This is a genomic window from Acinetobacter sp. ANC_7635, assembly GCF_056779945.1.
In genome coordinates this window covers 39122-64687 of the sequence record NZ_JBWYIS010000001.1, presented here as the reverse complement: position 1 = coordinate 64687, position 25566 = coordinate 39122, and the positions used below count along the sequence as shown (strand labels likewise).

Genomic DNA, 25566 nt, shown 5'->3' with positions numbered 1-25566 from the left:
GTCTCTACTTGTTGGCAGTCTCATCTTTATATTTCAATGCACTCAAAAATCTGAACATAATAAAATAGCCCCTACACTTATGTATGAACGTTTGTATCACTGCACTTCAGAATTATCCTCTGAACACATACTCCTGATTAAAAAAATTCAAAACGAGGTAAATGTGGAATCATCACAACAAACCATTATGGAACTTATGAGTTTATGCCGTAAAGCGAATCCACTGAAAAGCAAAGCAGAGTATGTCCATTTATTAAAAAAGCTATAGATCGTTTCACTTAGATTAAATTTAAATCAGTTGATTCATATTTCTAATATTTTTCAATGTTAAGGCTTGACCTCTCTTCATTTGACTCATAGAATGCGTACCAGATTCTCCAATAGCTCAGTCGGTAGAGCGACGGACTGTTAATCCGCAGGTCCCTGGTTCGAGCCCAGGTTGGAGAGCCAAGATTCTAAAAACCCACTCAATCGAGTGGGTTTTTTCTTATATGTACTTTTATTTACGAATTCCTGTGTTTCAATCCAGTCAAATTACTTTCTTAATTATTGGTGTTATTGCAACCCTTGCCCTGCTCACCATTATCTTTCAACAATTATTTAAAAAGCCACAACGCTTTTACCCCAAACGCATTATTACCGCATTTGAAAGTAAAATGTTTTTTAGATTAAAAGAGAGTTTTCCGCAATACCATGTGCTTGCTCAAGTCGCTTTTAGCGCTTTAATCACAAACCCCAGTCTAAAGATTCGAGCTAAATTTAATCGAAAAGTGACTGACTTTGTCTTACTGGATGATCAGCTTAAAGTTATTGCCATTATCGAACTCGATGATCCAAGTCATCTTGGTAAGGAACAAGAAGATGCTGAACGCGATCAAATGTTTTATGAAGCAGGATATCGAGTATTTCGCTATAACGATATCCCAAGTGTTCAAAGCCTCAAAAAAGATATTCTTGCTAAAAATAATTAGTTTAAAGGCTTTGCTACAGACGAAGCATTCTGCTCAAGCTGCTCTTGTTTTTCTCTAGCTTCAATTCGCGCGGCTTGTTCTGCACGTAACCGATCGTACTCTGCTTTGTTCTTTGCATCACTCTTTACTGCAAAAAAAGCGATCGCAATGATAAGCAACGGGATAAGGGGACCAAGACTTGCCAATAAAATAAATTTAGTGGTGAATTTCTTTTTTGATGAAGTCATCAACAAAACCTGTGTTATTGAGTCCGAGGCAATATAACAGAATAAAGTCATAGAAAAAACTTTAGCTTTAAGTGTCAACTAGGATGCAACACCCTAGCTGACATAGTCACGTTTAGCGCACCGGTAAATACGATTTAATAAAATCAACAACCTCATCATTTTTCTCAACAATCGCTTGTGTATGCGATGCTCCTGCCACAATATCTAATACAATTGGAGGTTGAGTCCCCAATCCATTTAACTGATTTACTAATTGTTGTGTTACTTGATATGGGACAGCGGTGTCATTTTCACCTTGAACCACATAAACCGGTTTCATGAGTTTTTGAGTTCCAGGCTGATTATTACTTAAAAAACTACTCACCACTGGATCATTTTCAAAGCCAACCTTTAACCCAGGATAGTCCATTACTTTTTGTGTTGAATTTGATTCCAAATAAGTCTTAATGTCTTTTCTAAACTCATCAATTAATGGCATCAAGCATAGGCCATTTTCACCAGTCGACCCCTCAGCTTTCTCTGCCACAGCTTGAGACCTAGATTGGAATATCGTTGCTAATGAAAATCTAGGTTCATATGCTTTAATCCCTACACCTGTATAAGCAGCATAAGCTAATAGCTCTGAATAAATAGCGATTGCCAAATCTCTATTTTGACTTTCTATCGCTGAAATGGCATTTGGTGCGACTTGGGTAATAATGTAACCCAAACTGGATGCTGGAGCAGTCGCTACAGCCCCTTTGTAATACGGATCATTATTGGCATATTGTGCAATTCCTAATGATGCATGACCACCTTGGGATTGGCCGACAGACATCCAAGATTTATTTAATCGTGATGGATATGCTTGGTGAACTGACTTTATTGCATGAATCGCAGATTGTGCAGCACTAGATAGATGAAGATAAGGATGAATCCCTTTAACCCCCAAACCTTCATAATCAGGGGCTACAATGACATAACCTTCTTTAAGAAGATTGTTCGCTAAAATTTCAAAATTCGAATTGAGTACATTATTGCTTGGTGCACATTCGTCTCCAACACCAGTTGTTCCATGTGCCCATACCACTACTGGCCATCCTGCTGCTGGCTGAGCAGTCTTAGGAAACATGACGATTGCTGTAGCCTTAGTTTTCTGACCCAGAACATTCGGCATTAAATAAGTCATAATTTGGATTTTGGAAGCTTGCTCTAGACTATCTTTTTGATAAGCTTTCTCAGCAACAAATACTTTTTCTTGAAAAATATTTTTATCATCATCACTATTACAAGCCGTTAAGAGTAATGCTGCCGTACAGCACATTGCGATAACCGTTTTTTTAATTGTACTCTTCATAATTCTTTCCATTCATTATTATCACTCTCCATGAGTACTTTTAATTAAACATAAAAAAAAGCATCCGACTAGGATGCTTAATTAGTTTATTTTTATTTAATGTTAAGATTAAATTAATGCAATAAAAATCCCCATAAAGATCATCACCCCTACCCATCGGTTATGTCTAAATGCCCAGAAGCACCATTGCGGATCTTTATCACGTGTTTTGGTCCATTGATAGATGAAATCACCTACCACGAGCACTAATGCGATTAATCCAAAAGGGACAAGTATGTGTTCAAGCCATAGTGCAGTACCAATTAAAATAACACTCATCGCCTGCAATAAACTGATAATTTTAATATCATTTTTTCCAAACAAAATAGCCGTCGACTTAACCCCAATCTTTAAATCATATTCGCGATCCGTAATTGCATATTGAGTATCATAAGCCACAGTCCAAGCCAAATTACCGAAATAAAGTAGCCAACACGTCCAATCCAAAGGCTTACCCATTGCAGTAAATGACATCGGTATACCCCATGAGAATGCCATCCCCAGTACCACTTGAGGTAAATGCGTATAGCGCTTCATAAATGGATAGATGAAAGCAAGTACCAGCCCAATTAAAGCACAATAAAAAGTTTCAATAGGCAGGAAGAACAATGTACAAGCACTTGCAGCAACCAGTGCGATAAACACCCAAACTGCTTCTTTTGCCGAAATCACACCTGTGGCTAATGGACGATTTTTAGTTCTTTCTACGTGTGCATCCACTTTACGATCAGCAAAATCATTAATGGCACATCCCGCTGCACGCATAAATATAGTGCCACATACGATGGCAAGCAGTGTCACTACATCAGGTATTCCACCAGCTGCAATCCACAGCGCCCATAAGGTGGGCCACAGGACTAACTCAGTACCAATTGGCTTATCGAAACGACATAAATAGTAATAAGCGCTTAAACGCTCGCGCCAGGTGATTGCTTGTGCGGTTGCCATAAAGTCTAGCTCAATGAGTTTTTATAAAACGTTCAAATGCTGGTAAAAATGTTTCTTGGACAATAAATTTACAGCCATGCCAAGTATAACAGCTCTGTCTGGTCCATCCATCCTCAAGTAAGATCACGCGACGTTGGCATTGCGGTTCTGTGCGTTGGAACAGGAATCGACCTATAGGCTGATTTCCAATATGTTGAAAGAGACGTGCTTTTTTTTGAAGGCTGGTAATTGGGAAAATAGATTTCGCTTTTACCCACGGTTCACACTCAGAACCAAATAAATGAGTCTCTCTAACCCAAGAAGTATGCTGATGTGATACACCCATCCAGCTGGCATCATGAAAATTTAAACGTTGAAATCGTTCTTGGATTCGTTGAACTTTGAATGTTCCATCAGCTAAATCTGTCAGTTGTTGGGTAAGTGAGCCTGAGGCGTACAACCATTTTTTTAACTCAGGACACATTAATTTTTCCTGATGATTAAATTGACGGTTTTCAAGCATATTTCAGACTACCATTATTTTATACTCTCAAGTGTACCCAAGCTTTAGAACTAATGCACCAAACCTATGGTTTAGTTTAAGGCATCACACTCACACATTTCATACTGCACCCCCAAAAAAAATGCTATAAACATTCATTCGTAAACAACTTCATTAAACATGCTTAAATTTAGCTTGTACTTATTTATATCACTGTTATTTCTTTCCCAAGCTCATGCTCGTCAATTAGCACTGAGTTTTGATGATGGATTAAATGCAACTATTGATCCTACTGCTCCACACATTAATCAACAAATACTAGCGCATTTAAAAAACAAAAATATTCAATCTATCATTTTCCCAAATTACATCAAAATCGGTGACAATGCGGGTAAAGACTTAATACGTCAATGGGATAAACACGGACACATTGTTGGCAATCACAGTGCTTTTCACGAAAATTTAAATAAACCTGAAGTTTTGGCGAAAGACTACATCAAAAGCATTAAAATTAATGAATTGGTTTTTCATGATTTACAAAACTTTAGGAAAATTTTTAGATATCCCTATCTAAAAGAAGGTAATAATATTGCGAAAAGAGATCAAGTCCAAAACTGGTTAAAACAAAATCATTACCAGCATGGTGGTGTCAGTATTGATGCAAGTGACTGGTTTTATAATCAAAAATATCTAGCGTATCCAAAAGCAGGAAAAACGTCACACATTAAAAGATTGAAGCGTGCTTATATTGATCATCTTCTTGATCGAGCTGAATATTATGATTCACTCGCATTGCAAACCCTTCAACGCTCTCCTCAGCATGTATTGTTACTCCACACGAATGCGATTAATGGACAGTTTCTAGGCGAGATTATTTTAGCCTTAGAAAGCAAAGGGTGGACAATAATCAATGCAACAGATGCTTATGTTGATCCGCTATATCAGAATTTCAGCCCTAATATCCCCGCTGGGGAGAGTGTTATATGGTCTATCGCCAAAAGCCAAAATATTGAAAGTTTAAGATATCCTGCTGAGGATGCACCTTATGAGCGTGAAAACTTACTCAAATATGACTTGGATGATCACAAGGAATAAATCTTATTTTTTAGGCGCAGACTAACACATTCAAGCATTGTCTGATTTTGCAATCACTTCAAATTTACCTTGTGCTGTTTTTACTAAAATAAAACCTTCGGCACTGATATAAAATTCATTTGGATAATCAAATTGTAAAGCCAAATCAGGATTTCTCAGTTCAAGAAATTGTGCCTGTTTATAGCCTTCCATGGTTCTGCCAACTTCCAAATAGGTCACTTCAGAAAAATTGAGCTTAAATCCTTTTTCGTGGTCACTTGGATCATTCCAAGGAAAAAATCCCGTGTGCTTTTTACGTGGCTTTGCCATGAAATATTTCTCATATTTGACTACATTTATTTTAACTCAAAACACAAAAAAACCCGCGCATTGCGCGGGTTTTTTACAGCGAAATTCGTGAACGAATTACAGGCTGTAGTACATATCAAATTCAACTGGGTGAGTTGTCGTATTAAGACGACGAACTTCTTCAGTTTTAAGCTCAATGTAAGCATCAAGCATTTCTTTAGTGAATACGCCACCTTTAAGAAGGTAATCGTGATCCGCTTGAAGAGCTTCTAAAGCCATATCCAAGCTGTGTGCAACTGTAGGAATTTTTGCTTCTTCTTCAGGAGGTAGATCATACAAATTCTTGTCTGAAGCTTCACCTGGATGAATCTTGTTTTGAATACCGTCGATACCCGCCATTAACAATGCAGCAAAACCTAAGTACGGGTTCATCATTGGATCTGGGAAACGTGCTTCAATACGTTTACCTTTCGGGCTAGAAACGTATGGAATACGGATAGAAGCTGAACGGTTACGCGCTGAGTAAGCAAGCATAATTGGCGCTTCATAATGTGGCACTAAACGCTTATACGAGTTTGTAGAAGGGTTAGTAATCGCATTTAATGAGCGTGCGTGCTTGATGATACCGCCAATGAAATACAATGCCATTTCTGAAAGGCCTGCATATTCATCACCAGCAAACAAGTTCTTGCCGTCTTTAGAAATTGACATATGAACGTGCATACCAGAACCGTTATCACCAACCATTGGTTTAGGCATAAACGTTGCAGTTTTAGCATATTGATGAGCAACGTTCCAAACAGCATATTTAAACTGTTGTACTTCATCAGCTTTACGAACCATTGTGTTGAAGCTCACACCAATTTCTAATTGGCAAGATGCAACTTCATGGTGATGTACTTCTACACGACCTGGCCCCATGATGTCTTCAATTTTCGCACACATTTCTGCACGCATATCGTGGTGAGAATCAACTGGAGGCACTGGGAAGTAACCACCTTTAACGCGTGGACGGTGGCCTGAGTTACCTGATTCGTAAGAATTACCTGTAGACCAAGCAGCTTCTTCAGCGATTAATGTATGGCGAGCACCAGACATATCGATGTCCCATTTAACTTCGTCAAATACGAAGAATTCTGGTTCTGGACCAAAGAAAGCAGTATCACCAATACCAGTAGATTTTAAATATTCTTCTGCACGGCGAGCAATTGAACGTGGGTCACGGTCATAACCTTGACCAGTAGATGGCTCAATAACATCACAAGTCACCACTACAGTTGGCTCTGCAAAAAACGGGTCGATAAAACCTGTTTCAGCATCTGGACGTAAGATCATGTCAGACGCTTCGATACCTTTCCAACCAGCAATTGAAGAACCGTCGAACATTTTACCATCTTCAAAAGTATCTTCATCGATAGTATCTGCTGGGTAAGTAACATGTTGTTCTTTACCCTTAGTGTCCGTAAAACGGAAGTCTACCCATTTTGCGCCACTTTCTTGGATGAGTTGTAGGACCTTGTTCGCCATGCTCATTTTGCTCCGATGATTTTTTGTTGCACATTTAGTGCGTGTTAGTAGTTGGTAGTTTTAAAGCAATTACCGTACCAACTTTTAAAAGCAAAGCTAAAATCTTGAAATCCTTATCAGATTAACAGCTTTATTCACTTTGCTTTGCGACTATTATACTGTGCTTAAAACTAAATGCACCATATTCAGGCACAGTTCATCGCAATAAAAAATATTTATTTACAACCTGTATCAAAATGGTGCATCTCAGAGCATGATCGTTTAATTATTAAACTTAAAGTCAAGTTTATTCAGGGATTTAATTACCTAATTTACCAAACGGTATATTTTATAAATTTTTATAAATTAGAAAAATGGATCAAATTTTCAGACACATGCGTTTAACACATTGTTTTATATATCATTAAATAAAAAATTTTAATATTTTATTTTTATTTGGAAGACAAATAATCCAACTCAATCATAACTTTATTAATACACATCGAGCCATGATAAATCTAAATTTTGTGCATCATATTAGTTCAGTAAAATTAAATATCTTAGATAAATGATGTAAAAGTGAACGACCGCGAGACTAAATCTTATAAATTATAAATTTACTGAGTGCATTTTGTTTGTTTGTTTTTAACACAAATCTCACTCATCAAACACAATGATTAAAAAAACTTATGAATAACACGTATGAGCTTTTAGATTCAGATCAATATTTCATTTATTAGCGCTATTCACCTAGAACCATTCATTCACACATTAATTTGATTTAAGTGATCAATATTGCTGATGTTTTGAACCCCAAAATTTAACCTGCGCTGATAAAAGAATCTGCTATGATAACTGCCACTTAATCGCTTTGAGTTACTAGACAAGGATGCAGTCAACACCCTGTGATGCATCTTATCAATGTGAATAACAAAGCTAAATTAAGTTAAATTATAAATTTCAAGAGGTTAAGCTTAAAATGCTTCTGATGATCGACAACTATGACTCTTTTACCTACAACATCGTCCAATATTTTGGCGAGTTAAATCAGGAAGTAAAAGTGGTCCGTAATGATGCCGTGACTTTGGAGGATATTGAGCGATGGCAACCAAAATATCTCGTCATTGGACCTGGTCCCTGCTCTCCCTCTGAGGCAGGTATTTCAATCCCAGCGATTCAACACTTTTCAGGCAAGATTCCACTGCTTGGGGTGTGCTTAGGTCACCAAAGTATCGGGCAAGCATTTGGTGGAGATATTGTTCGTGCAAAAAAAGTCATGCACGGGCGTTTATCTGACATGTACCACTCTGATCAAGGGATCTTTAGCAATCTACCCTCTCCATTCTCAGCGACTCGCTATCATTCTTTAGTCATTGATCAAGCGACTTTACCTGAATGTTTAGAGGTGACGTGTTGGACTAATGAAGAAGATGGTTCTATGGAGGAAATTATGGGTGTGAAACATAAAACCCTTCCCGTTGAAGGTGTTCAGTTCCATCCAGAATCGATACTCAGCCAACATGGCCACAAAATTTTCCAAAACTTCTTAGAAATTTATGCGTAAGAGCAAGACATGAATATTCAACAAGCATTAAACAACATTACGAAAAATATTGAATTAACACAGCCTCAAATGGAAGCTGTTATGCGCACCATTATGGATGGTGAAGCGACTGATGCACAAATCGGTGCATTGATGATGGGTTTGCGTTTAAAAGGCGAAAGTATTGACGAAATTACTGCTGCTGCACGTGTGATGCGTGAATATGCGATCAAGATTGATGTCAGTGATCTTCCATACTTAGTCGATATCGTTGGCACGGGTGGTGATGGACAAAACCTGTTTAATGTATCAACTGCATCAAGTTTTGTGATTGCAGCTGCAGGTGCAACGATTGCCAAACACGGTGGCCGAGGTGTGTCATCAAAATCAGGCTCGTCAGATCTATTAGAACAAGCTGGTATTAATCTCGACCTAAATATGGCACAGACTGAACGCTGTATCCGCGATTTGGGTGTGGGTTTTCTCTTTGCTCCAAACCATCATAAAGCAATGAAGTATGCAGCAGGTCCTCGTAAAGAATTGGGCTTCAGAAGCATTTTCAACTTACTTGGCCCGCTTACGAATCCGGCTGGTGTAAAGCGCTTTGTAATTGGCGTGTTCTCAACAGAATTATGTCGACCTATTGCTGAAGTTCTTAAGCAACTTGGTGCTGAGCACGTCATGGTTGTTCACTCTAAAGATGGACTAGATGAAATCAGTCTTGCTTCATCCACCTATGTCGCTGAGTTAAAAAATGGTGAAATTACTGAGTGGGAAATCCTCCCTGAGGATGTAGAGATTGAATCTCAAACATTGACGCATTTATCTGTTGATAGCTCTGCTGAAAGTTTGGCACTGATCAAAGATGCACTAGGTAAGAAAAAATCACCGAAAGGTGAAAAAGCGGCCAGTATGATTGCATTGAATGCTGGTGCTGGTATTTATGTCTCAGGTTTAACTTCGAGTTATAAACAAGGTGTGGCATTAGCACATGACATCATTTATGGTGGTCAGGCACTTGAAAAGATGGATGTGCTTTCTGAATTCACAAAAACAATAAAACATTATGAAGCTTAATTAAGTCAGGACATTCTTATGTTAGATATCGCGAATACTATTCTTGGCAAAATTGTTGACCGTAAACAAGAAGAGTTTGCTGCACGATTAAAACAACGTAGTTATAAGGACGTCGAAGAACTCGCTCAAGCCGCTAGCCCTGTTCGCGGTTTTGCTCAAGCACTACAACACAAACGTCCTGCTGTCATTGCTGAAATCAAAAAAGCATCTCCTTCTAAAGGCATTATTCGAGAAAACTTCAATCCTGCTGAAATAGCTGAACAGTATCAATCAGCGGGTGCAGCTTGTTTATCAGTACTTACAGATATTGATTTCTTCCAAGGTGCCGATGAGAACATTCATATTGCTCGCTCTCACTGTGATTTGCCTGCACTAAGAAAAGATTTCTTAATCGATCCTTATGGTGTGATTGAAGCTCGTGCATTGCATGCAGACTGTATCCTTCTCATTGTTGCATGTCTTTCAGATCAACAACTTGAGGAAATGTCGAAAACTGCATTTGAACATCATTTAGATGTACTGGTTGAAGTGCATGATGAATATGAACTAGAACGTGCTCTCAAATTATCAGATCGTTGTTTATTAGGCGTTAATAATCGTAATTTAAAAACTTTCGATGTTGATTTGAACACATCAATTCGTCTAAAAAAACAACTTGCACCATCTCGTTTATTAGTAACGGAAAGCGGCATTGCAACCTCAGCGGATGTCACCATGATGCAAGAAAATGACATTCACACTTTCCTTGTGGGTGAAAGTTTTATGAAACAGCCTCGTCCTGATCATGCCTTTACCGCATTGTTTGGCGAACCTCAGAATATTTGACTCTAATATTCTGCGGTAAATTGTTCGACTAAAAATAATTCAATCTCATAAGAATGGATTTCCGAATCCATTCTTGCCTCCATTAATGCCAACAACAATAGCTAGAACAAATTCAAAATAAATTAGATTAATAATCAATCTCTTTTTTTTGCTTTATCCCTTAAGTTATCTCCAATTTATCCAACACCTTAAAATCAACTTAAATACTTCTCACTACAAAGTTGAGGGATTTTCGGATTATAATCACATTCATTCATCTTCCACTTTAAAGTCACAAGCACGTTATGAGTAAACATGATTCTTCTTTATCAAAAGATCAATTTAATTTACTGAAACAGTTTAAGAAACAAATCAGTAATCCTGCTCCTCGTGTTGAAGCTCCTAAACCTATTGAAAAGACGGTTGAACAAGAGCATGAGGAAGATTTAGAACTCTTTCGTCAGCAAATGCAAGGTGTTCAAAAAATTGATCATGGCAATATTGCAAAAATTGAGAAACCAGCCAAAAAGAAATTGGATGCTCAAACCTTAGCAAAACGTGCTGCTGCTGAAGGTCCAATGCATACTGATGAAACTGTGATGTCTGATACTCAAGCCATGCTCAATCCAGTTGGCAGTCAGGCTAGTCTCAGTTATCGAATTGCGACCTTACAACATAAAGTATTTGAAGATCTGAAAGCTGGAAATTTACGTTGGTTTGAAGCAGTTGATTTGCATGGCTGTACCGTAGAAGAAGCACGTTCAGCTGTATTGCAAATTATTCAGATGGCGAAAGAGCAAAATCAAAACGTCATTAAAATTGTTCATGGTAAAGGCCCTGAAGCTGTTTTAAAAACCTATGTTAATAGTTGGCTCAGACAACATCGTGATGTTTTGGCTTTTGTCAGTGCGCCTGAAAAACAAGGTGGCACTGGCGCGGTCTTAGTTCTGCTTAAACGTGCAGAAAAGAATCCAAAATTTACTCAATAATCGGAATTTTTTCTGAATATACGGCATTGTAATCGTTTTCTGATACAATGCCGTCCTTGTTCAACATCTGTGTAAGTGAACACGTCTTATGTCTATGCAGCAATCCTACGCCAACATTTTAACTGCCGTTGGCGAAGATCTTACTCGTCCTGGTCTTAAAGATACACCAATGCGTGCTGCTAAAGCTTTTTCGTATTTGACGTCAGGTTATAGCCAAACGCTTGAAGAAGTGACCAACAATGCGGTCTTCCCTTCAGACAACCGTGAAATGGTTTTGGTCAAGAACATCGAATTCTATTCGCTTTGTGAACATCATTTACTGCCGTTCTATGGACGTGTGCATATTGCCTACTTACCAGAAGGTCAAGTTTTAGGTTTATCTAAATTTGCACGTATTACTGAAATGTTTGCCCGTCGTCTACAGATTCAAGAAAATCTAACTCAACAGATTGCTGAAGCTGTGGCTCAAGTGACTGGTGCTAGAGGCGTAGCTGTTGTCATTGATTCAGCACATATGTGTATGATGATGCGTGGTGTAGGCAAACAAGAGTCAACTACTCGTACAGTATCATTTGTTGGGGACTTTAAAACTAACAAAGATGAACGTCGCGAGTTTCTGAGCGCTGTTCCAGAAAGTTATTAATTCATAAAACCTCAACCCTGTTGAGGTTTTTTTTAGACCGTATTCCAAGGCTCAATTTCTTAAGGTGAATATATGACATCTCTTCATGTTGCAGGTCAAGGTCAACAACACGCAGAAAAATCAGTCGACTTCCCGCGTCCTGATCGTCTCGTCCAAGGCAATCCCGAACGTCACACCTACAGTCTTTATGAACACGAGCATATGGAATGTGGGATTTGGGAATGTGAAGTTGGTGCTTGGAATATTCAATTTGCCGACAATAAACAAGAATTCTTTCAAATTATAGAAGGAAAAGTTCGCATCCACATTCAAAGTAAAAATCACTTTATCGAAGTTTCTGCAGGTCAAGCAGGTGTAATACCACCAGGATTCATTGGAACATTTGAAGTCGTTGAGAAAGTGAAAAAGTACTATGTGAATGTAATCGTTTAAAAACAAGCTTCTCCTTTCAACACAGTACTTCCTAGTACTGTGTATTTACCAATAGCGTGTAAATCCTAAACTAGTTTGATGCCAATCATGCTGTTCTTGTAATTGATAATTCCAGTGAATAGAGATAGCACTTTGCGAGTTAAGTGCATACTGAACTGAGGATCGTAGTCCGAGCTGCCAAGCCTGCTGATCTTCCCAAAAAGGGATTTCAATTTGCACTAAGCTATTCACTCGATCTGACCATAAGTTTTGACAACCTACAGTTGGCCCTAGCCCCAATCTCCAGCCCTTTTCTAAAGTTTTTCCAGCTTGAATATGATTCTGCATCTGCGCATAACACAGGTGTTCACGATCTGCATCTGCCCAACTATATCCAAACTGTGTTGATAGATTCAAAACACCATGTTGCTCGCTATCACTGAAATTTCCAGAATCATCAATTGAGAGTTGTTTCCAACCGAATCCAAATCCCCAACTCAACGGCGTCTTAAAAGGCGTAATTGGATTATAAGAATTCACTTCTAAAAGATCCAAATCAGCCAACTTGAGTTGATCATTCCGAAACTCAAGACTCCCCTCAAGAAATTTCAACTGCGTTCCAAGTCGGTATCCCCCCTGAAGATCAGATAAATCGTGATAGGCTTGTCGATGGTTGATCTGCACAAACGTATCGTCTTGCACTCGTCCAAATTCAATCGATGTTTTTCGAGCATGATGCCCATCCACAGGGTCAATTCGTGGTCTTGCCACTTCAGTGCGTTGTTTTTCAACAGGGAGTTGGCTTCTTAAACTCAAAATTTGTCGTATTTTAGGTTGCGCAATACTCGCTTCGATTTTTTGAGAAATGAGCTGTAGATACAAATGATCATATGCCATCTCAAGAATACGCGCCTGATCCTTGGCCGTAAATTGAGCTAAAAATTCACGCATTTGTGCTGGTTGCACCAGCGTTAATTGATGTGCCGAATGTGCTAAGTCATTACCATGTTGTTTTGCTTGATGAAGTAACTGCGTTTCAAGTGCTGGGCGATAAACAGTATCTCTAATGAGGCCTTGCTGCTGCACCGCTTTGATGGTTTCGACTGGAATTGCAATATGACTAAACTGTGCTTGTAGATTGGCATCGGGTTTTACCAAATCAATGAGTCCCAATAAGCGGTAGGCACAATTATCACTTATAAAATAATAGGGAAATTGGACATGCTTTAACTCCCAGATATGTTGTACTAAACGTGTGGTTTCTTCTGGGTTTAATGCTAATTCGTATTCCCACAAATCACGGCTTTCGAAATCACCATACTCTTTTACTTTTCGATAGTAGGGCATTAACGAATATTCACCTGGATATTGACCCGTTAAGCCTTTCCAAGCAAAAGAAAAACTATCACTATTTTCGACCGTCGCAGCGTAGTTGACTGCATAAGAAATAAGATTAAGCTCTTTTTGATCTTTAGGATCAAGACGTAGCAAGGTATGACCAAACATCGAACTTGGATTTCCCATGAAATCTGTCGCATAAATCAATGTTGCTTGATACGGTTTAATCTGTCCAATCCATTCCTCTAGAGCAGGACAATCTGCTTTAGGAAGCTCCTCTTGTTTTATTTTCAGTTGTTCTATTAACCATGCAGAGCGAGCTGGGAAACGACATATAATGGATTGATCTTGTCCTCGATCTATAAATAATTCACGAATATTTGCATTCAGCTCATCTTGTAAATTATCTGCACCATTTGCACTAAAAAAAAATCCTGAATAGCTGACTTCACTCTTCGCTTGATGTGCATACATTAATCTTTGCCAAGTTTTATTTTTATCAAGCTGATGGTGTTGTGCTTGTGCAATATATTGTTCAACTGGAGAAGTATATGCATGTGTCAGAAAGCTACTGACAATCAAGGCAGAAAAAAAAGCAAATTTCATAAAATGAACTTAATAATGATGAAACAAAAAAACCCTGCCATAAGACAGGGTTTTCGCAATTAAACGTAAGCTTTTAATACTTCGTCTTGAGACATAACAGTTTGAAGAGATGCAAGGACTTGGAATGCATCTTGATTGTCCGCTGAATAAATTTCAGAGAAATTTTCTTTTGATACTGCAAAGAAACGTGCTTTATCTTCAGATTTAATATTCAGAAGCTCTGCAAGGACGTTAAGACTTTCCCCCTCACCTACCGCCATATCACGTGCAAGAGCTTCGGCATTTTCATTTGTAAATGTTACTGCTTGTGCTGTTACTGTACCTGTACCACTACAGCCTAACGTCCCGAAAGTAATACCGAATAATTGGTTAGCAAATAAACCGTTGGTCGTACCTGCTAAGATTTTTGCAACTTTACCAGACTGACCTGCCCAAACTTGTGAACCGATACCACAACCAACATCACGGTCAGCAAATGCAGCTGTTGATCCTACTGCCAATACCGCAGCTAAAGCTAATTTTTTATACATAACATCACTCCAAACTTGATGTGCTCAAGTGTTCTTTATTGTTCCAATTTTGTTCTTTTACGAACTTCTTTAACATAGCGATATCAAGCCAAGAACGCAAAACAAATCTTACCAATGCCATCAAGTATTGAGTTTTTTTGATGAATTAACTTATTCGCCCTTCAATCGCCACAAACCCTGTGAATTCCGTTCACCTAAGATTTTTAACACCAATACTAAACTCAGCATTAGTAGGAGATACCAAGAACCAAGTTTCCCCCATCCCACCATATGCCACTGTTCCACTTGCGTTGGATACAACCAAATTTGATAAAAAGTACTGATATTTTCAGCAATCCAAATAATAAATGCCAACAACAAAAGCACAGGAAGCATTGGCAAGGTCATCTCATGATATTTAAGCTTGAACGTTATTTTAGTTTTCCAAAATATCAACACGCTCCATGCAAACAATAAGTATCGTATATCTGGGATAAAGAACTTCGTCATAAAGTTTAAATAGGACAAGATCGCTAAACTCATCATATTGAAAAAACTAGGTAAGTTCTCAATTTCTACGCGATAGAGCCTGAGTGAACGAGCAAAAAAACTGCCTACGGCAGAATACATAAATCCCGCAAAAAGTGGTACGGTCATAATCTTAAATACCGCAGGTTGCGGATATTGCCATGATGCAATCTGTGGATGTGTCAGGAAAATCTCCATGACCATTGCCAACATATGAAATATTGCAATAACTTTGGCTTCAGCCCAAGACTCTAACTTTAAAAGCAGTAAACAGACCTGAATAACCACTGCATAAATCAAGAGGTAGTCGTATCGGTACAATCCATAATATTCTTGATGCCCTATCGAAGCCGTCAAAGCAAAGGCTAGCAGTAATAAAATACCAAATAAGGCAGCGGATGCTGCCTTATAATGAAACTCAAATAATGATTTTAAAAAGCTCACACATTCATCCTAAATGTTTAGCCTAAATATTTTGCGCTGTACTCATGTACCGTATCAATGAAAACTTTAGGATTCGCAGGATCTACCCATTGGGTGATACCGTGTCCAAGGTTTGCAACATAACCCGTTTTTTCACCAGCAGCATATGCATCATCGAGCATTAATTTTACTGACTTTTCGATACTCGCAGGAGAGCCATATAATGTTGCAGGGTCTAAATTACCTTGTAGGGCAGCGCGACCAGCAACAGTTTGACGTGCAACATTTAAAGGGGTTGTCCAATCTAGTCCAAACGCATCTGCGCCAGTTGCGATCATAGGTTCTAACCATTGACCACCACCTTTGGTAAATAAAATTACTGGTACTTTGCGGCCTTCATTTTCACGCTTTAAACCCTTCACGATTTTGTGCATATAATTGAGGGAAAATTCTTGATATTCTCGATGTGCAAGTGCACCACCCCAACTGTCAAAAATTTGAATCGCCTGCACACCTGCTTCAATCTGTGCGTTCAAATAATCTATGACTGAATCAGCCAAATGATCTAACAAGGCATGTAAAACTTCAGGTTGTGCATACATCATTTGCTTGGTGTAACGGAAATCTTTACTCGACCCACCCTCGATCATATACGTCGCGAGTGTCCATGGACTCCCAGAAAACCCGATTAGCGGTACCTGGCCACCTAATGCTGATCGGATTGTCGACACTGCATTCATGACATAGTCTAAGTCCGATTTAGCATCAATTTTTGGTAATTGGGCTACATCCTGCTCAGTACGGACTGTTTTCTTAAATTTTGGTCCTTCCCCAGCTTCAAAATATAGTCCTAAGCCCAAAGCATCAGGAACAGTCAAAATATCTGAAAATAGGATGGCTGCATCTAAGTCATAGCGACGAAGCGGCTGTAAAGTCACTTCACAAGCAAAGTCATTATTTTTGCATAAAGAAAGAAAATCACCCGCAGTTGCGCGTGTCGCACGATATTCAGGTAAATATCGACCAGCCTGACGCATCATCCAAACTGGCGTGCAGTCCACAGGTTCACGTAATAAGGCACGCAGAAAACGATCATTTTTTAAGGTCGTCATTTACTTTCTCGATGCAAAATTGAAATTCCATTCATCATACCAAAAAGCTGCACTTTAAAGTATTTAGTTAGAATGAAAATAAAGATTGAGACTATCGGAATTTATTTGATTTAAACAAAACAAATACTGCATATCCGTGTTTTTTCTGCAATACTTTATCCGTGTTTTTATAAATCAATATGAATAATTCTTAAGGTTGAATTACATGTTCGTTCGCTCAATTCTTGCTTTGAGTTTAAGTTGTATTATGTCTGGAACTGCATTGGCTGCTTCTGGTACTGCTGAACAACCGCTTTCTCCAATTACAAAAACGAGTTTAGATACTATTCAAGATCCAATTGATCCTCTCGCGGTAGAATCTAGCTCTGAAGCCCAAATTAGCCAGCAAGAGCAAAATGATCTAAATCAAGCTGCAGATACGCTTCAAAACCTAGAAAGAACTGAGGATAGCACTGCGGACATTGGCAGTGCACCTGCATCTTCAGCAGTGACAAATTCAGCTCCATCTACATCAGCACCTGCTACAGCAAATTCATGGACGCTAGACAGTCTGAATAATGCTGAATGGTATGAAAATATTGGCAAAGGTCAATTCCCTGTATATGCCCGTGCACATGTAATGTTAAATAATTCACATGCTTCACCAGGTGCTATTGACGGTACAAGTGGAAAAAATACACTTAAAGCAATTGCTTCATTCCAGCAAATGAATGGTTTAAAGGCTACAGGTGTTTTGACGAAAGAAACTTGGGATGCTCTAGTTGCACGCCAAGCTGGTAAACCTGCTTATGTTGAATATATTATTACCGAAGCAGACCTAAAAGGTCCTTATGCAGCCTCAATTCCTCATGACTATGCTTTACAAGCGAAAATGAAAGGTCTTTATTACACTCGTGTAAGTGAAATGCTGGCTGAAAAATTCCATATGGATGAAGAGTTTCTCAAGAAACTAAATCCTAAAGCGACATTTAAGAAAGCGGGTGAAAAGCTTATTGTGACCAACATTCGCAATGAACTTCCAGAAAATATTCATTTAATCGTGGCACATAAAGGCGCTAAACAACTTTATTTGTTTAACCAACAGAACCAAATGGTTGGCTCATTCCCAGCAACCATCGGTAGTGCTGACACTCCTTCGCCGACTGGAACATACAAAATTACTGGTGTAGCGAAAAACCCTTGGTATAGCTATTCACCAAGTAACTTTGTACAAGGTAAAAATTTGAAGCCACTTTCATTACCACCTGGTCCTAATGGTCCTGTAGGTAATATCTGGATCGGTTTAAGCAAAAAATCGTTCGGTATTCACGGCACACCTAACCCATCAAGTATTTCTAAGACAGCTTCACACGGTTGTATCCGCTTAACCAACTGGGATGCGAATGATCTGGGTAACAAAGTTCGTTCTGGCGTTACAGTAAAATTCTTAGAATAATCTAATTTTAAAAAGCCTGCTTCAAGCAGGCTTTTTTATCCTTTTTATGTTTCAAAATTAGAACGATACGTTGTCCTAACCTACTATCTTATTCATTTTAAACTATTAAAATAACATCATCTTTAAGAATAATGAAAGGAGCATCATCATGAATGCTTATTTACATCGCAGTGAATCACGTGGTCATGTAAAAATGGGTTGGTTAGAATCCAAACACAGCTTCTCATTTGGGAGCTGGTATGACCCTAACCACATGGGCATCAGTGCTCTCCGTGTCATTAATGATGACCTCATAGCTGGTCATCAAGGCTTCGGTACACATCCACACGACAATATGGAAATTCTCACCTGTGTATTGCAGGGAGCGATTACACATAAAGATAGTATGGGTAACCACGGTGATATCAAAGCTGGTGAATGGCAACTGATGAGTGCAGGTACAGGCATTCAACACAGTGAAATAAACCAAGGTGATGAAACAGTTCATTTACTGCAAATCTGGATTATTCCAAATCAGCGCGATGCAGAGCCGAATTACCAACAAATTCAACTCGATCCTGCTGAACAACCGAACAAATGGCATCTGATTTGTGGACCGACAGAACAAGCACCCATGCATATTCGCCAAAATGCGGAGGTTAAAACAGCTGTTTTGGAGAAAGGTCATTCACTTGAAGTTGTTACAACACAACATGTCAGCTATCTACATGTGATTAGTGGTTCAATTCAAGTCGCTGAACACACTGTGAATGCTGGAGATGCTATTGCTTTTATTGATCCAGCGCAGATTGAAGCATCAGAAGATGCTCGTGTGATTTGGTTCGATCTTCCAGAAAAAGTGGCTTAAACGCTGTAGAGAAACCACCTTAGGGTGGTTTTTTATGCCATGCTCAAAAAATTAAATCAAACAGTAAATATCAGTCTTAATATCGCACGAATATGAAGAAAATAAAAAAAGCCACTAATGATTAGTGGCTTTTTAAAAATTTGGCGGAAGCGGTGAGATTCGAACTCACGGAGGACTCACACCCTCGTCGGTTTTCAAGACCGGTGCATTAAACCGCTCTGCCACGCTTCCAATGGCGGCTATCATATAAATATTTTTTAAAATTGGCAAACACTTTTCTAAGAAATTTTGCTCGCCTGCCTATTTTTAAATCAGAAATTACTATTTTGATGAATTTTCGAGCTTTTCATAGCGAATTGAATTAATAAACCATGTTTTTTTTCCCAAGGGTGTATGTACCTCAAATTCATCATCTACTTGCTTACCTAACATTGCACGTGCCATAGGTGAATCTATTGAAATATGTTGAGGATGATGATCATAAATTTCATCTACACCGACAATCCGAATCGTCTTTAGTTGGCCTTCCTCGTTCTCGATGTCTACCCAAGCGCCAAAATATACTTTGCCCTCTTGTTCAGGAGAAAAATCGATAATCCGCAACTCTTCAAGTCGTTTACCGAGGTAACGAACACGACGGTCTATTTTTCGTAAAATTTGTTTATTGTATTGATAATCTGCGTTTTCAGAACGATCACCTAAACTGGCAGCCCAATTCACTTTTTTGGTGATTTCAGGTCGTTCCTCATGCCATAAGTATTGTAGTTCTGCGACCAATTTGTCATGCCCACTTCGGGTAATTAAATTCGATTTCATAGGCGATAAAATGAGTATTTTGCTTACGTTATAGCGACACATTGCAACATTTTATACCGCATTTCTACATGGAAAAATTTTATAAAGTTTTTTCTTTTTATTTATCAATATCTTAAAACCATGTTTTTTATTTTTTTTTGTACAAAATTTGACATGAGTAAAATTGACCATTAATATGCGCCCATGTTTTATCTTGATTACTTTTTGTACGAAGATCTTTTCTTCAATATTTTATCCACCCACACATGTCATTTTGAATGACGTTCATGACGCCCACCCTAATTGAATTTATCAACTTTAAATAAAAGTTTAAGGCGGTACTGCTTTTGCTTTTTTTGGGCATAAATTACTTGTAGCGGAGACAACATGCGCAGTAGTTCAAACACTGGATCGAGGCTTTGCCTTAATTCACTAACTTCTTCTCTCTCGTTTAAAGCGATGGTCCTCGCTACAGCATTTATCCCATTTCATGCATTAAATGCAACAAAGACCGACAACCAATACAACTCCATTGTAAATTCGAACAAGCTTACAGTGGTGGCCGTGTCAAATCCCACCGTGGTTTTTAAAGACGGTAACTTCAAACATGGCTTTGGCTATGACTTGGTGAGCAGTTACGCTCAAAACTTAAATGTAAAACTCGATTTTAAAACGGTTCAAAGTAATGAAGCCGCTTTGAAAATGGTGCAGCAAGGTAAAGCTCATTTTGCGGTGACCACAGCATCGATCATGACCATTGAGCAAAAGAATCTTTCAGGTTTTTCCGCATCATGTGGTGACCTTGAAAGCTTACGCAAAAATGGGCTTAATCCAGAAATCAATTGGGTTTTTAAAAATGCTGCTGATCCTTTAACAGATACTGCCAGCGGTTTTGTTTGTCAAAGCAAGCAAAATGGTGCTATCCGTCAAATGGCATCTTTCTACAACCGCAACGTGGTTAAACAAGATGATTGGGATACTATTCAGCGCAATCTGAAAACACGTATGCCAATTTATAAAGCTAGCTTTAAAAAGTCAGCCCAAACATACGACTTAGATTGGCACTTCCTCGCTGCGATAGGCTACCAAGAGTCGTTCTTAAAACCGAATTCTGTGTCTCCTACAGGTGTGCGTGGCATCATGATGCTCACCAACAACACAGCAAAAGCAATGGGTGTGTCAGATCGTGTTGATCCTGCTCAAAGTATTGCAGGTGGTGCGAAGTATTTTGATCTGATGATGTCGAAATATGATTATATTCCTAAACATGATCGTTATTGGTATGCCCTCGTGGCTTACAATATGGGGCCAGGTGCCACAGATGCGATTATGAAGCGCCTAAAAGCCCAAGGAAAAAATCCGAATGATTGGATACAGGTATATGATTTTCTTTACCGTAATCAATCGCACAATACGCGTTATAAGCAAGCGATCCAATACGTCACTCGTATTCGTGCTTATTTAGAACATATAAAAACGACACCAAGTTTGGTGAGTATTTAACAAAAAAAAGCTTACCTAAAGGTAAGCTTTTTTTTGTTTAAAAAGTCTTAAGTAGTTTGCTCTAAAACTTTTTTGAACAAATCTTTTTGTTCTTGGCTTGGCTTCGCTGTTTGTAAAGCCATCAATTGAGACATATCGCCTTGAACTTTGATTTTACCAGTCATAAATGCTTGCATAGCAGCAGCCATGTCAAACTCTAAGAATACTTTGCGTAAAGTATCCGCATCTAAGTTTAAAGTTGTTTTAGCATTCGCAGAAGCGCCTTTTTGGATCTTACCGCTATCAAGCGCTAATTCAGTCGTTCCTTCGCTACCTGTTACTACAAGATTCAATGCTAGATTTGCTAATGATGGTGGTAAGTTCAAATCACCAGCTTCAGCTGTAAGTTTCTCAACGTTTGCAAACCAATCATCAGTTAAAAATGCAGGCATGTTCTTTCCTCGATGTATTTATTCAATTTATTGCGTTACCTATCCAAGATAACAACATGTAGAAGCTTTACGCTTGAGAGAGTTATAGCATGATATTTTCCAAATGCGATACGTTTTTTTGTACTCTGCGTTCGATTTTTTTTGTAAATAAAACTAATCGCCTAAATATCATCAAATCTTTATTTTTTCACAAGTTTGTCAATGATTTTTTGTATCGGTACTACGACCTAAAGTGACAAAAAACATCATTTTGTAAATCGACTCAACACCTTCATTAAAATGTAAAAATCTAAGAAATAAAAAAAGCACTTCGAAAAGTGCTTTTTTTATTAAGACGAATTACTCAGCAGCAAAACCGAGATTGACCATGCTAATACGCTTATTTGGTGTGTCCCCTTCGGCTGTTGAACAAGTTACATCAAAATCAACTTCACGTTGTCCATCTAAGGCTTCAAAATCGAAAAGATCTCGGTCAGCCAATTGCGATGGCGAGACATTCTGTAACGCGCCAAAAATGCTGTGTAAACGTTTTGGATGAGCTTTATCCCATTCACGCAACATATCATTGATGATTGCGCGCTGTAAGTTTTCCTGCGAACCACACAAGTTACATGGAATAATTGGGAATTTGCGCATTTCAGCGTATTTGATGATGTCTTTCTCTTCAACATACGCCAAAGGACGAATCAAAATATTCTTTTTATCCGATGAAAGTAGTTTTGGTGGCATCGCCTTTAAACTACCGCCATGGAATAGGTTCAAGAAGAACGTTGCCATAATATCATCACGATGATGACCTAAAGCAACTTTGGTCGCGCCAATTTCTTGAGCAAAACCATATAAAGAACCACGGCGCAAGCGTGAGCACACTGCACAATAGGTTTTACCTTCAGGTGTAAGCTTTTTGGTAATGCTATATGTATCTTTTTCTAAGATGTAGTACGGAATGTTATTTTCTTCTAAATAACGGGGTAATACATCCTCAGGGAACCCTGGTTGTTTCTGATCAAGATTCACAGCTACAACATCAAAATTGATTGGTGCTATGCGTTTAAACTGCAGGAGAATGTCCAGCATGGTATAGCTATCTTTACCACCTGAAATACATACCATGACCTTATCGCCATCCTCAATCATTTTGTAGTCACGGATTGCATGACCTACTTGACGACGAAGTTTTTTTAATAAACGATAATATGCAGAACTTGTAGGTGGCTCTGGCTTAAAATTAAATCCTTGGTTGGATTCAACTGGCGAGTACATAGACGACATTAACCATAAAAAAAATACTGCGCAATTTTAGCCGATTCAGTGCTTAATCGCATCTAAAGAATCTGTTTTTTACATCTAATTTTTATTTTTTCATAACACTGTCTTATTCACACATCTAAAATGGACGCTTGGGTTCATTTTTTAGTCGAATTGCTTATCTTTTGGACTTTTCCACAGTTTTCCACAAAACCTGTGGATAAAATTGTGGACTTTTTAGGGGTTGACAAAGTTTTGGCAAGATAAGATGGTGCTTTCCCTTAGATTGATCATTTTTTAACCACTATTCTATATCCTTAAAATTCAATAACTTATATGTGTCAAGCAGTTGTTTATAAATAAAAATAAATAATTTTTTTGGATATTAAGCCAACAATTAAGACTTGATTTTTTTACAACGAATTGTTAAAAAACATTACATAGTCGAGAGACATCTCCATTGCAGAAAATCACCCACATATCATTTAGGGACAAAAATAGTGTTCGAATGATGAAAACTACAAATAAAATAAAAGTCATAGCGTTATTTGGGTGTGTGAATTTTCTAATATTCTCGCCACAGGCTTCTGCAGGTCAAACAATCTATCAGCTGAAAGATTCAAACGGCACTACCGTACTGACCAACCGCAAAAACAAATACAACCATCTTAAAGTTGAAAAGAAAACCTACTATCCAGATAGCAATATTCATAGTTACAGCAATTGGGGAAGCAACGAAGCATCTGTTCTCCCAAGCCATAGTAAAAATCGAAATGCCTTTGATGGCTATATTCGCCAAGCAGCTCAACGACACGGCATTTCTGAAGGACTCATTAAAGCGGTGATGCACACAGAGTCTGGTTTTAATATACATGCACGCTCCCCTGTTGGTGCTCAGGGTCTTATGCAATTGATGCCTGCGACTGCACAACGATTTAATGTCAATAATGCATATGATCCTGAACAAAATATTTTCGCTGGTGCAAAATATTTGGCTTGGCTATTGAAACGCTTTAATGGCAATACGCAATTGGCATTAGCGGGTTATAATGCTGGCGAAGGAAATGTTGCTAAATATGGTGGAATTCCGCCCTTTCGTGAAACTCAAGACTATGTCAGACGTGTACTCAGTCGTTACAATAATTTATACGCCAATGGTGTAGGCTCAAATCCAACCAATAGTTATGCAGCTTCAGCATCCTCTAAGTTAAGTTCACCGAGCTATAACAATCAGAATTTATCAGCTCAAGTGACTGCACCATCTAAACCAAAGTCACCTCCTCGCCAAATTATTGTGGCCGCTGATGGCAGTTTTACTGACGCACCAGCTGGTTCATATTCTACAAATAATGCCACAGCATCAGCGAAGATCTATATTTCGAATTAATCTCAATTTTTTTCGTTATATTTTTTATTTTTTTCTTGAAATTTTCCCTATTCGAAAGCATATTTGACGTAGGTTTTTTAATTCAAAAAGCTTATTAAATTTTATTTATAAGAGGATTTTCTCGATGATGCGGATTGGTTTGTTTTTGCTGACCAACCTCGCGGTACTGGTGGTAGCTGGCATAATCTTGTCACTCTTCGGTGTCGGTAGTTACCATGGCGCGGGTGGCTTGAATCTTGGCAATTTACTTGTGATCTGTTTTGTCTTTGGTATGGTGGGTTCTTTAATCTCCCTATTCATGTCAAAGTGGATTGCAAAGAAAACCACAGGTACAGAGTTAATTGATCCCAATGCTCCACGCAACCAAGCGGAAGCATGGTTACTCAATGAAGTAGCACAACTTTCTCAACGTGCTGGTATTAAAATGCCAGAAGTTGGTATTTTCCCATCTTATCAATCAAATGCTTTCGCAACTGGTTGGAACAAAAACGATGCTTTAGTCGCTGTTTCAACAGGCTTATTGGAACGCATGAATAAAGATGAATTACGTGCAGTGTTGGCGCATGAAATTGGTCACGTTGCTAATGGTGACATGGTCACCCTTGCTTTAGTCCAAGGTGTAGTCAACGCGTTTGTGATGTTCTTCGCGCGTATCGTCGGCGACTTTGTAGATCGCAATGTATTTGGTCGTGAAGAAGGTGAAGCACCGGGCTGGAGCTATTTCCTCATTACAATCGTGTTAGATATCGTATTCGGTATTCTTGCTTCGGCAATTGTGATGTGGTTCTCTCGCTATCGTGAATATCGTGCTGATGAGGCTGGCGCGCGTTTAGCAGGTAAACAAGCCATGATCAGTGCATTACTTCGCTTGCAAGCAGAAACTGAAATGCCAGATCAAATGCCTAAAGAAATGAAAGCTTTCTCAATTTCATCTGGTCGTGAAGAAGGATTCAGCCTTGCTGCACTCTTCCAAACACACCCAACAATTGAGCAACGTGTAGCAGCATTACAACAACTTGATTGTCCTTAATCTGCATCTAAAAAAA

26 protein-coding genes and 2 tRNA genes are annotated in these 25566 nt (G+C 38.6%); 14 read left to right on the top strand and 14 right to left on the bottom strand.

The genetic code is table 11. The features are described 5' to 3' along the window. The first annotated feature begins 374 nt into the window (after positions 1-374). Positions 375-450: transfer RNA gene (locus AC1M89_RS00310), tRNA-Asn, on the top strand. A gap of 41 nt (positions 451-491) precedes the next feature. Next, the gene (locus AC1M89_RS00305; protein ID WP_481613685.1) at positions 492-971 is read left to right on the top strand and encodes a DUF2726 domain-containing protein; all 480 of its coding nucleotides are present in this window, start codon (positions 492-494) and stop codon (positions 969-971) included. Here AC1M89_RS00305 and AC1M89_RS00300 read toward each other — a convergent pair. From AC1M89_RS00300 to AC1M89_RS00285, 4 genes are all read right to left on the bottom strand, one after another. After that, complete coding sequence (locus AC1M89_RS00300) at positions 968-1198, bottom strand: hypothetical protein (protein WP_481608281.1); 231 nt, start codon at positions 1196-1198, stop codon at positions 968-970. The genes AC1M89_RS00305 and AC1M89_RS00300 overlap by 4 nt on opposite strands. Positions 1199-1310: 112 nt before the next feature. Continuing rightward, positions 1311-2534 carry an alpha/beta hydrolase family protein gene (locus tag AC1M89_RS00295; RefSeq protein WP_481613684.1) on the bottom strand — a complete coding sequence of 408 codons (1224 nt, stop codon included), beginning with the start codon at positions 2532-2534 and terminating at the stop codon, positions 1311-1313. Positions 2535-2642: 108 nt separating this feature from the next. After that, complete coding sequence (ubiA, locus tag AC1M89_RS00290; RefSeq protein ID WP_481608280.1) at positions 2643-3521, bottom strand: 4-hydroxybenzoate octaprenyltransferase; 879 nt, start codon at positions 3519-3521, stop codon at positions 2643-2645. 10 nt (positions 3522-3531) lie between these two features. After that, on the bottom strand, positions 3532-4023 hold the full coding sequence (locus AC1M89_RS00285; protein WP_481608279.1) for a chorismate--pyruvate lyase family protein: 492 nt from the start codon (positions 4021-4023) through the stop codon (positions 3532-3534). Positions 4024-4182: 159 nt separating this feature from the next. Between AC1M89_RS00285 and AC1M89_RS00280 the strand changes: the two genes are divergently transcribed. Further along, entirely contained in the window at positions 4183-5097 is a 915-nt protein-coding gene (locus AC1M89_RS00280) for a polysaccharide deacetylase family protein (protein ID WP_481613683.1), read from the top strand. 30 nt (positions 5098-5127) lie between these two features. Here AC1M89_RS00280 and AC1M89_RS00275 read toward each other — a convergent pair whose 3' ends face one another. Together AC1M89_RS00275 and glnA are read right to left on the bottom strand one after the other, a co-directional pair. Continuing rightward, the gene (locus AC1M89_RS00275) at positions 5128-5406 is read right to left on the bottom strand and encodes a hypothetical protein (RefSeq protein WP_481595635.1); all 279 of its coding nucleotides are present in this window, start codon (positions 5404-5406) and stop codon (positions 5128-5130) included. Between the two features lie 96 nt (positions 5407-5502). Beyond that, the gene (gene glnA, locus AC1M89_RS00270) at positions 5503-6918 is read right to left on the bottom strand and encodes a type I glutamate--ammonia ligase (protein ID WP_171076768.1); all 1416 of its coding nucleotides are present in this window, start codon (positions 6916-6918) and stop codon (positions 5503-5505) included. A 952-nt stretch (positions 6919-7870) separates the two neighbouring features. Here glnA and AC1M89_RS00265 point away from each other — a divergent pair. The 6 genes from AC1M89_RS00265 (at position 7871) to AC1M89_RS00240 (ending at position 12379) form a co-directional block, all read left to right on the top strand. Continuing rightward, on the top strand, positions 7871-8455 hold the full coding sequence (locus tag AC1M89_RS00265; RefSeq protein WP_092765952.1) for an anthranilate synthase component II: 585 nt from the start codon (positions 7871-7873) through the stop codon (positions 8453-8455). A gap of 9 nt (positions 8456-8464) precedes the next feature. Next, entirely contained in the window at positions 8465-9511 is a 1047-nt protein-coding gene (trpD, locus tag AC1M89_RS00260) for an anthranilate phosphoribosyltransferase (protein ID WP_035266991.1), read from the top strand. A gap of 18 nt (positions 9512-9529) precedes the next feature. Further along, positions 9530-10336: an indole-3-glycerol phosphate synthase TrpC gene (gene trpC / locus AC1M89_RS00255; protein ID WP_481586573.1), complete on the top strand. Its 807-nt coding sequence runs from the start codon at positions 9530-9532 to the stop codon at positions 10334-10336. Positions 10337-10620: 284 nt separating this feature from the next. After that, positions 10621-11304, top strand: a complete 684-nt coding sequence (locus AC1M89_RS00250) for a Smr/MutS family protein (RefSeq protein WP_481596743.1) — start codon at positions 10621-10623, stop codon at positions 11302-11304. Positions 11305-11398: 94 nt separating this feature from the next. Continuing rightward, positions 11399-11947 (top strand): GTP cyclohydrolase I FolE, encoded by a 549-nt coding sequence (gene folE, locus AC1M89_RS00245; RefSeq protein ID WP_171076769.1) that lies wholly within the window; start codon positions 11399-11401, stop codon positions 11945-11947. A 72-nt stretch (positions 11948-12019) separates the two neighbouring features. Continuing rightward, a complete protein-coding gene (locus tag AC1M89_RS00240) occupies positions 12020-12379 on the top strand; it encodes a cupin domain-containing protein (protein ID WP_481586572.1) in 360 nt (119 codons plus the stop codon). Between the two features lie 45 nt (positions 12380-12424). On the opposite strand, the gene AC1M89_RS00235 is transcribed toward AC1M89_RS00240, so the two are convergent. From AC1M89_RS00235 to hemE, 4 genes are all read right to left on the bottom strand, one after another. Then, positions 12425-14302 carry an Lnb N-terminal periplasmic domain-containing protein gene (locus AC1M89_RS00235; protein ID WP_481613682.1) on the bottom strand — a complete coding sequence of 626 codons (1878 nt, stop codon included), beginning with the start codon at positions 14300-14302 and terminating at the stop codon, positions 12425-12427. Positions 14303-14361: 59 nt separating this feature from the next. Beyond that, positions 14362-14832 (bottom strand): DUF3015 family protein, encoded by a 471-nt coding sequence (locus AC1M89_RS00230; protein ID WP_035266978.1) that lies wholly within the window; start codon positions 14830-14832, stop codon positions 14362-14364. A gap of 150 nt (positions 14833-14982) precedes the next feature. Further along, positions 14983-15783: a DUF817 family protein gene (locus AC1M89_RS00225; RefSeq protein WP_180028684.1), complete on the bottom strand. Its 801-nt coding sequence runs from the start codon at positions 15781-15783 to the stop codon at positions 14983-14985. 17 nt (positions 15784-15800) lie between these two features. Next, on the bottom strand, positions 15801-16874 hold the full coding sequence (gene hemE, locus AC1M89_RS00220) for a uroporphyrinogen decarboxylase (RefSeq protein ID WP_481613681.1): 1074 nt from the start codon (positions 16872-16874) through the stop codon (positions 15801-15803). A gap of 205 nt (positions 16875-17079) precedes the next feature. On the opposite strand from hemE, the gene AC1M89_RS00215 reads away from it, so the two are divergent. Next, positions 17080-18309 carry a L,D-transpeptidase family protein gene (locus AC1M89_RS00215; protein WP_481608275.1) on the top strand — a complete coding sequence of 410 codons (1230 nt, stop codon included), beginning with the start codon at positions 17080-17082 and terminating at the stop codon, positions 18307-18309. A 148-nt stretch (positions 18310-18457) separates the two neighbouring features. Beyond that, a complete protein-coding gene (locus AC1M89_RS00210; protein WP_481613680.1) occupies positions 18458-19156 on the top strand; it encodes a pirin family protein in 699 nt (232 codons plus the stop codon). Between the two features lie 141 nt (positions 19157-19297). Here the strand turns inward: AC1M89_RS00210 and AC1M89_RS00205 are convergent. Together AC1M89_RS00205 and greB are read right to left on the bottom strand one after the other, a co-directional pair. Further along, positions 19298-19387: transfer RNA gene (locus tag AC1M89_RS00205), tRNA-Ser, on the bottom strand. A 90-nt stretch (positions 19388-19477) separates the two neighbouring features. Next, complete coding sequence (gene greB / locus AC1M89_RS00200) at positions 19478-19972, bottom strand: transcription elongation factor GreB (protein WP_180028138.1); 495 nt, start codon at positions 19970-19972, stop codon at positions 19478-19480. Positions 19973-20338: 366 nt separating this feature from the next. On the opposite strand from greB, the gene AC1M89_RS00195 reads away from it, so the two are divergent. Beyond that, complete coding sequence (locus AC1M89_RS00195; protein ID WP_481607122.1) at positions 20339-21454, top strand: transglycosylase SLT domain-containing protein; 1116 nt, start codon at positions 20339-20341, stop codon at positions 21452-21454. A gap of 47 nt (positions 21455-21501) precedes the next feature. On the opposite strand, the gene AC1M89_RS00190 is transcribed toward AC1M89_RS00195, so the two are convergent. Together AC1M89_RS00190 and ttcA are read right to left on the bottom strand one after the other, a co-directional pair. Next, the gene (locus AC1M89_RS00190; protein WP_092765941.1) at positions 21502-21885 is read right to left on the bottom strand and encodes an SCP2 sterol-binding domain-containing protein; all 384 of its coding nucleotides are present in this window, start codon (positions 21883-21885) and stop codon (positions 21502-21504) included. Positions 21886-22224: 339 nt separating this feature from the next. Further along, positions 22225-23148, bottom strand: coding sequence for a tRNA 2-thiocytidine(32) synthetase TtcA (ttcA, locus tag AC1M89_RS00185; protein WP_035266955.1), 924 nt, complete (start codon positions 23146-23148; stop codon positions 22225-22227). Positions 23149-23662: 514 nt separating this feature from the next. Here ttcA and AC1M89_RS00180 point away from each other — a divergent pair. Both AC1M89_RS00180 and htpX read left to right on the top strand, forming a co-directional pair. Beyond that, positions 23663-24520 carry a lytic transglycosylase domain-containing protein gene (locus tag AC1M89_RS00180; RefSeq protein ID WP_481595671.1) on the top strand — a complete coding sequence of 286 codons (858 nt, stop codon included), beginning with the start codon at positions 23663-23665 and terminating at the stop codon, positions 24518-24520. A gap of 124 nt (positions 24521-24644) precedes the next feature. Next, on the top strand, positions 24645-25550 hold the full coding sequence (htpX, locus tag AC1M89_RS00175; RefSeq protein WP_035266954.1) for a protease HtpX: 906 nt from the start codon (positions 24645-24647) through the stop codon (positions 25548-25550). Positions 25551-25566: the final 16 nt, after the last annotated feature.

Coding starts and splice junctions, on each gene's coding strand:
- AC1M89_RS00305 (WP_481613685.1), top strand. CDS start 492: ATGTACTTTTATTTACGAATTCCTGTGTTTCAATCCAGTCAAATTACT.
- AC1M89_RS00300 (WP_481608281.1), bottom strand. CDS start 1,198: ATGACTTCATCAAAAAAGAAATTCACCACTAAATTTATTTTATTGGCA.
- AC1M89_RS00295 (WP_481613684.1), bottom strand. CDS start 2,534: ATGAAGAGTACAATTAAAAAAACGGTTATCGCAATGTGCTGTACGGCA.
- ubiA (WP_481608280.1), bottom strand. CDS start 3,521: ATGGCAACCGCACAAGCAATCACCTGGCGCGAGCGTTTAAGCGCTTAT.
- AC1M89_RS00285 (WP_481608279.1), bottom strand. CDS start 4,023: ATGCTTGAAAACCGTCAATTTAATCATCAGGAAAAATTAATGTGTCCT.
- AC1M89_RS00280 (WP_481613683.1), top strand. CDS start 4,183: ATGCTTAAATTTAGCTTGTACTTATTTATATCACTGTTATTTCTTTCC.
- AC1M89_RS00275 (WP_481595635.1), bottom strand. CDS start 5,406: ATGGCAAAGCCACGTAAAAAGCACACGGGATTTTTTCCTTGGAATGAT.
- glnA (WP_171076768.1), bottom strand. CDS start 6,918: ATGAGCATGGCGAACAAGGTCCTACAACTCATCCAAGAAAGTGGCGCA.
- AC1M89_RS00265 (WP_092765952.1), top strand. CDS start 7,871: ATGCTTCTGATGATCGACAACTATGACTCTTTTACCTACAACATCGTC.
- trpD (WP_035266991.1), top strand. CDS start 8,465: ATGAATATTCAACAAGCATTAAACAACATTACGAAAAATATTGAATTA.
- trpC (WP_481586573.1), top strand. CDS start 9,530: ATGTTAGATATCGCGAATACTATTCTTGGCAAAATTGTTGACCGTAAA.
- AC1M89_RS00250 (WP_481596743.1), top strand. CDS start 10,621: ATGAGTAAACATGATTCTTCTTTATCAAAAGATCAATTTAATTTACTG.
- folE (WP_171076769.1), top strand. CDS start 11,399: ATGCAGCAATCCTACGCCAACATTTTAACTGCCGTTGGCGAAGATCTT.
- AC1M89_RS00240 (WP_481586572.1), top strand. CDS start 12,020: ATGACATCTCTTCATGTTGCAGGTCAAGGTCAACAACACGCAGAAAAA.
- AC1M89_RS00235 (WP_481613682.1), bottom strand. CDS start 14,302: ATGAAATTTGCTTTTTTTTCTGCCTTGATTGTCAGTAGCTTTCTGACA.
- AC1M89_RS00230 (WP_035266978.1), bottom strand. CDS start 14,832: ATGTATAAAAAATTAGCTTTAGCTGCGGTATTGGCAGTAGGATCAACA.
- hemE (WP_481613681.1), bottom strand. CDS start 16,874: ATGACGACCTTAAAAAATGATCGTTTTCTGCGTGCCTTATTACGTGAA.
- AC1M89_RS00215 (WP_481608275.1), top strand. CDS start 17,080: ATGTTCGTTCGCTCAATTCTTGCTTTGAGTTTAAGTTGTATTATGTCT.
- AC1M89_RS00210 (WP_481613680.1), top strand. CDS start 18,458: ATGAATGCTTATTTACATCGCAGTGAATCACGTGGTCATGTAAAAATG.
- greB (WP_180028138.1), bottom strand. CDS start 19,972: ATGAAATCGAATTTAATTACCCGAAGTGGGCATGACAAATTGGTCGCA.
- AC1M89_RS00195 (WP_481607122.1), top strand. CDS start 20,339: ATGCGCAGTAGTTCAAACACTGGATCGAGGCTTTGCCTTAATTCACTA.
- AC1M89_RS00190 (WP_092765941.1), bottom strand. CDS start 21,885: ATGCCTGCATTTTTAACTGATGATTGGTTTGCAAACGTTGAGAAACTT.
- ttcA (WP_035266955.1), bottom strand. CDS start 23,148: ATGTACTCGCCAGTTGAATCCAACCAAGGATTTAATTTTAAGCCAGAG.
- htpX (WP_035266954.1), top strand. CDS start 24,645: ATGATGCGGATTGGTTTGTTTTTGCTGACCAACCTCGCGGTACTGGTG.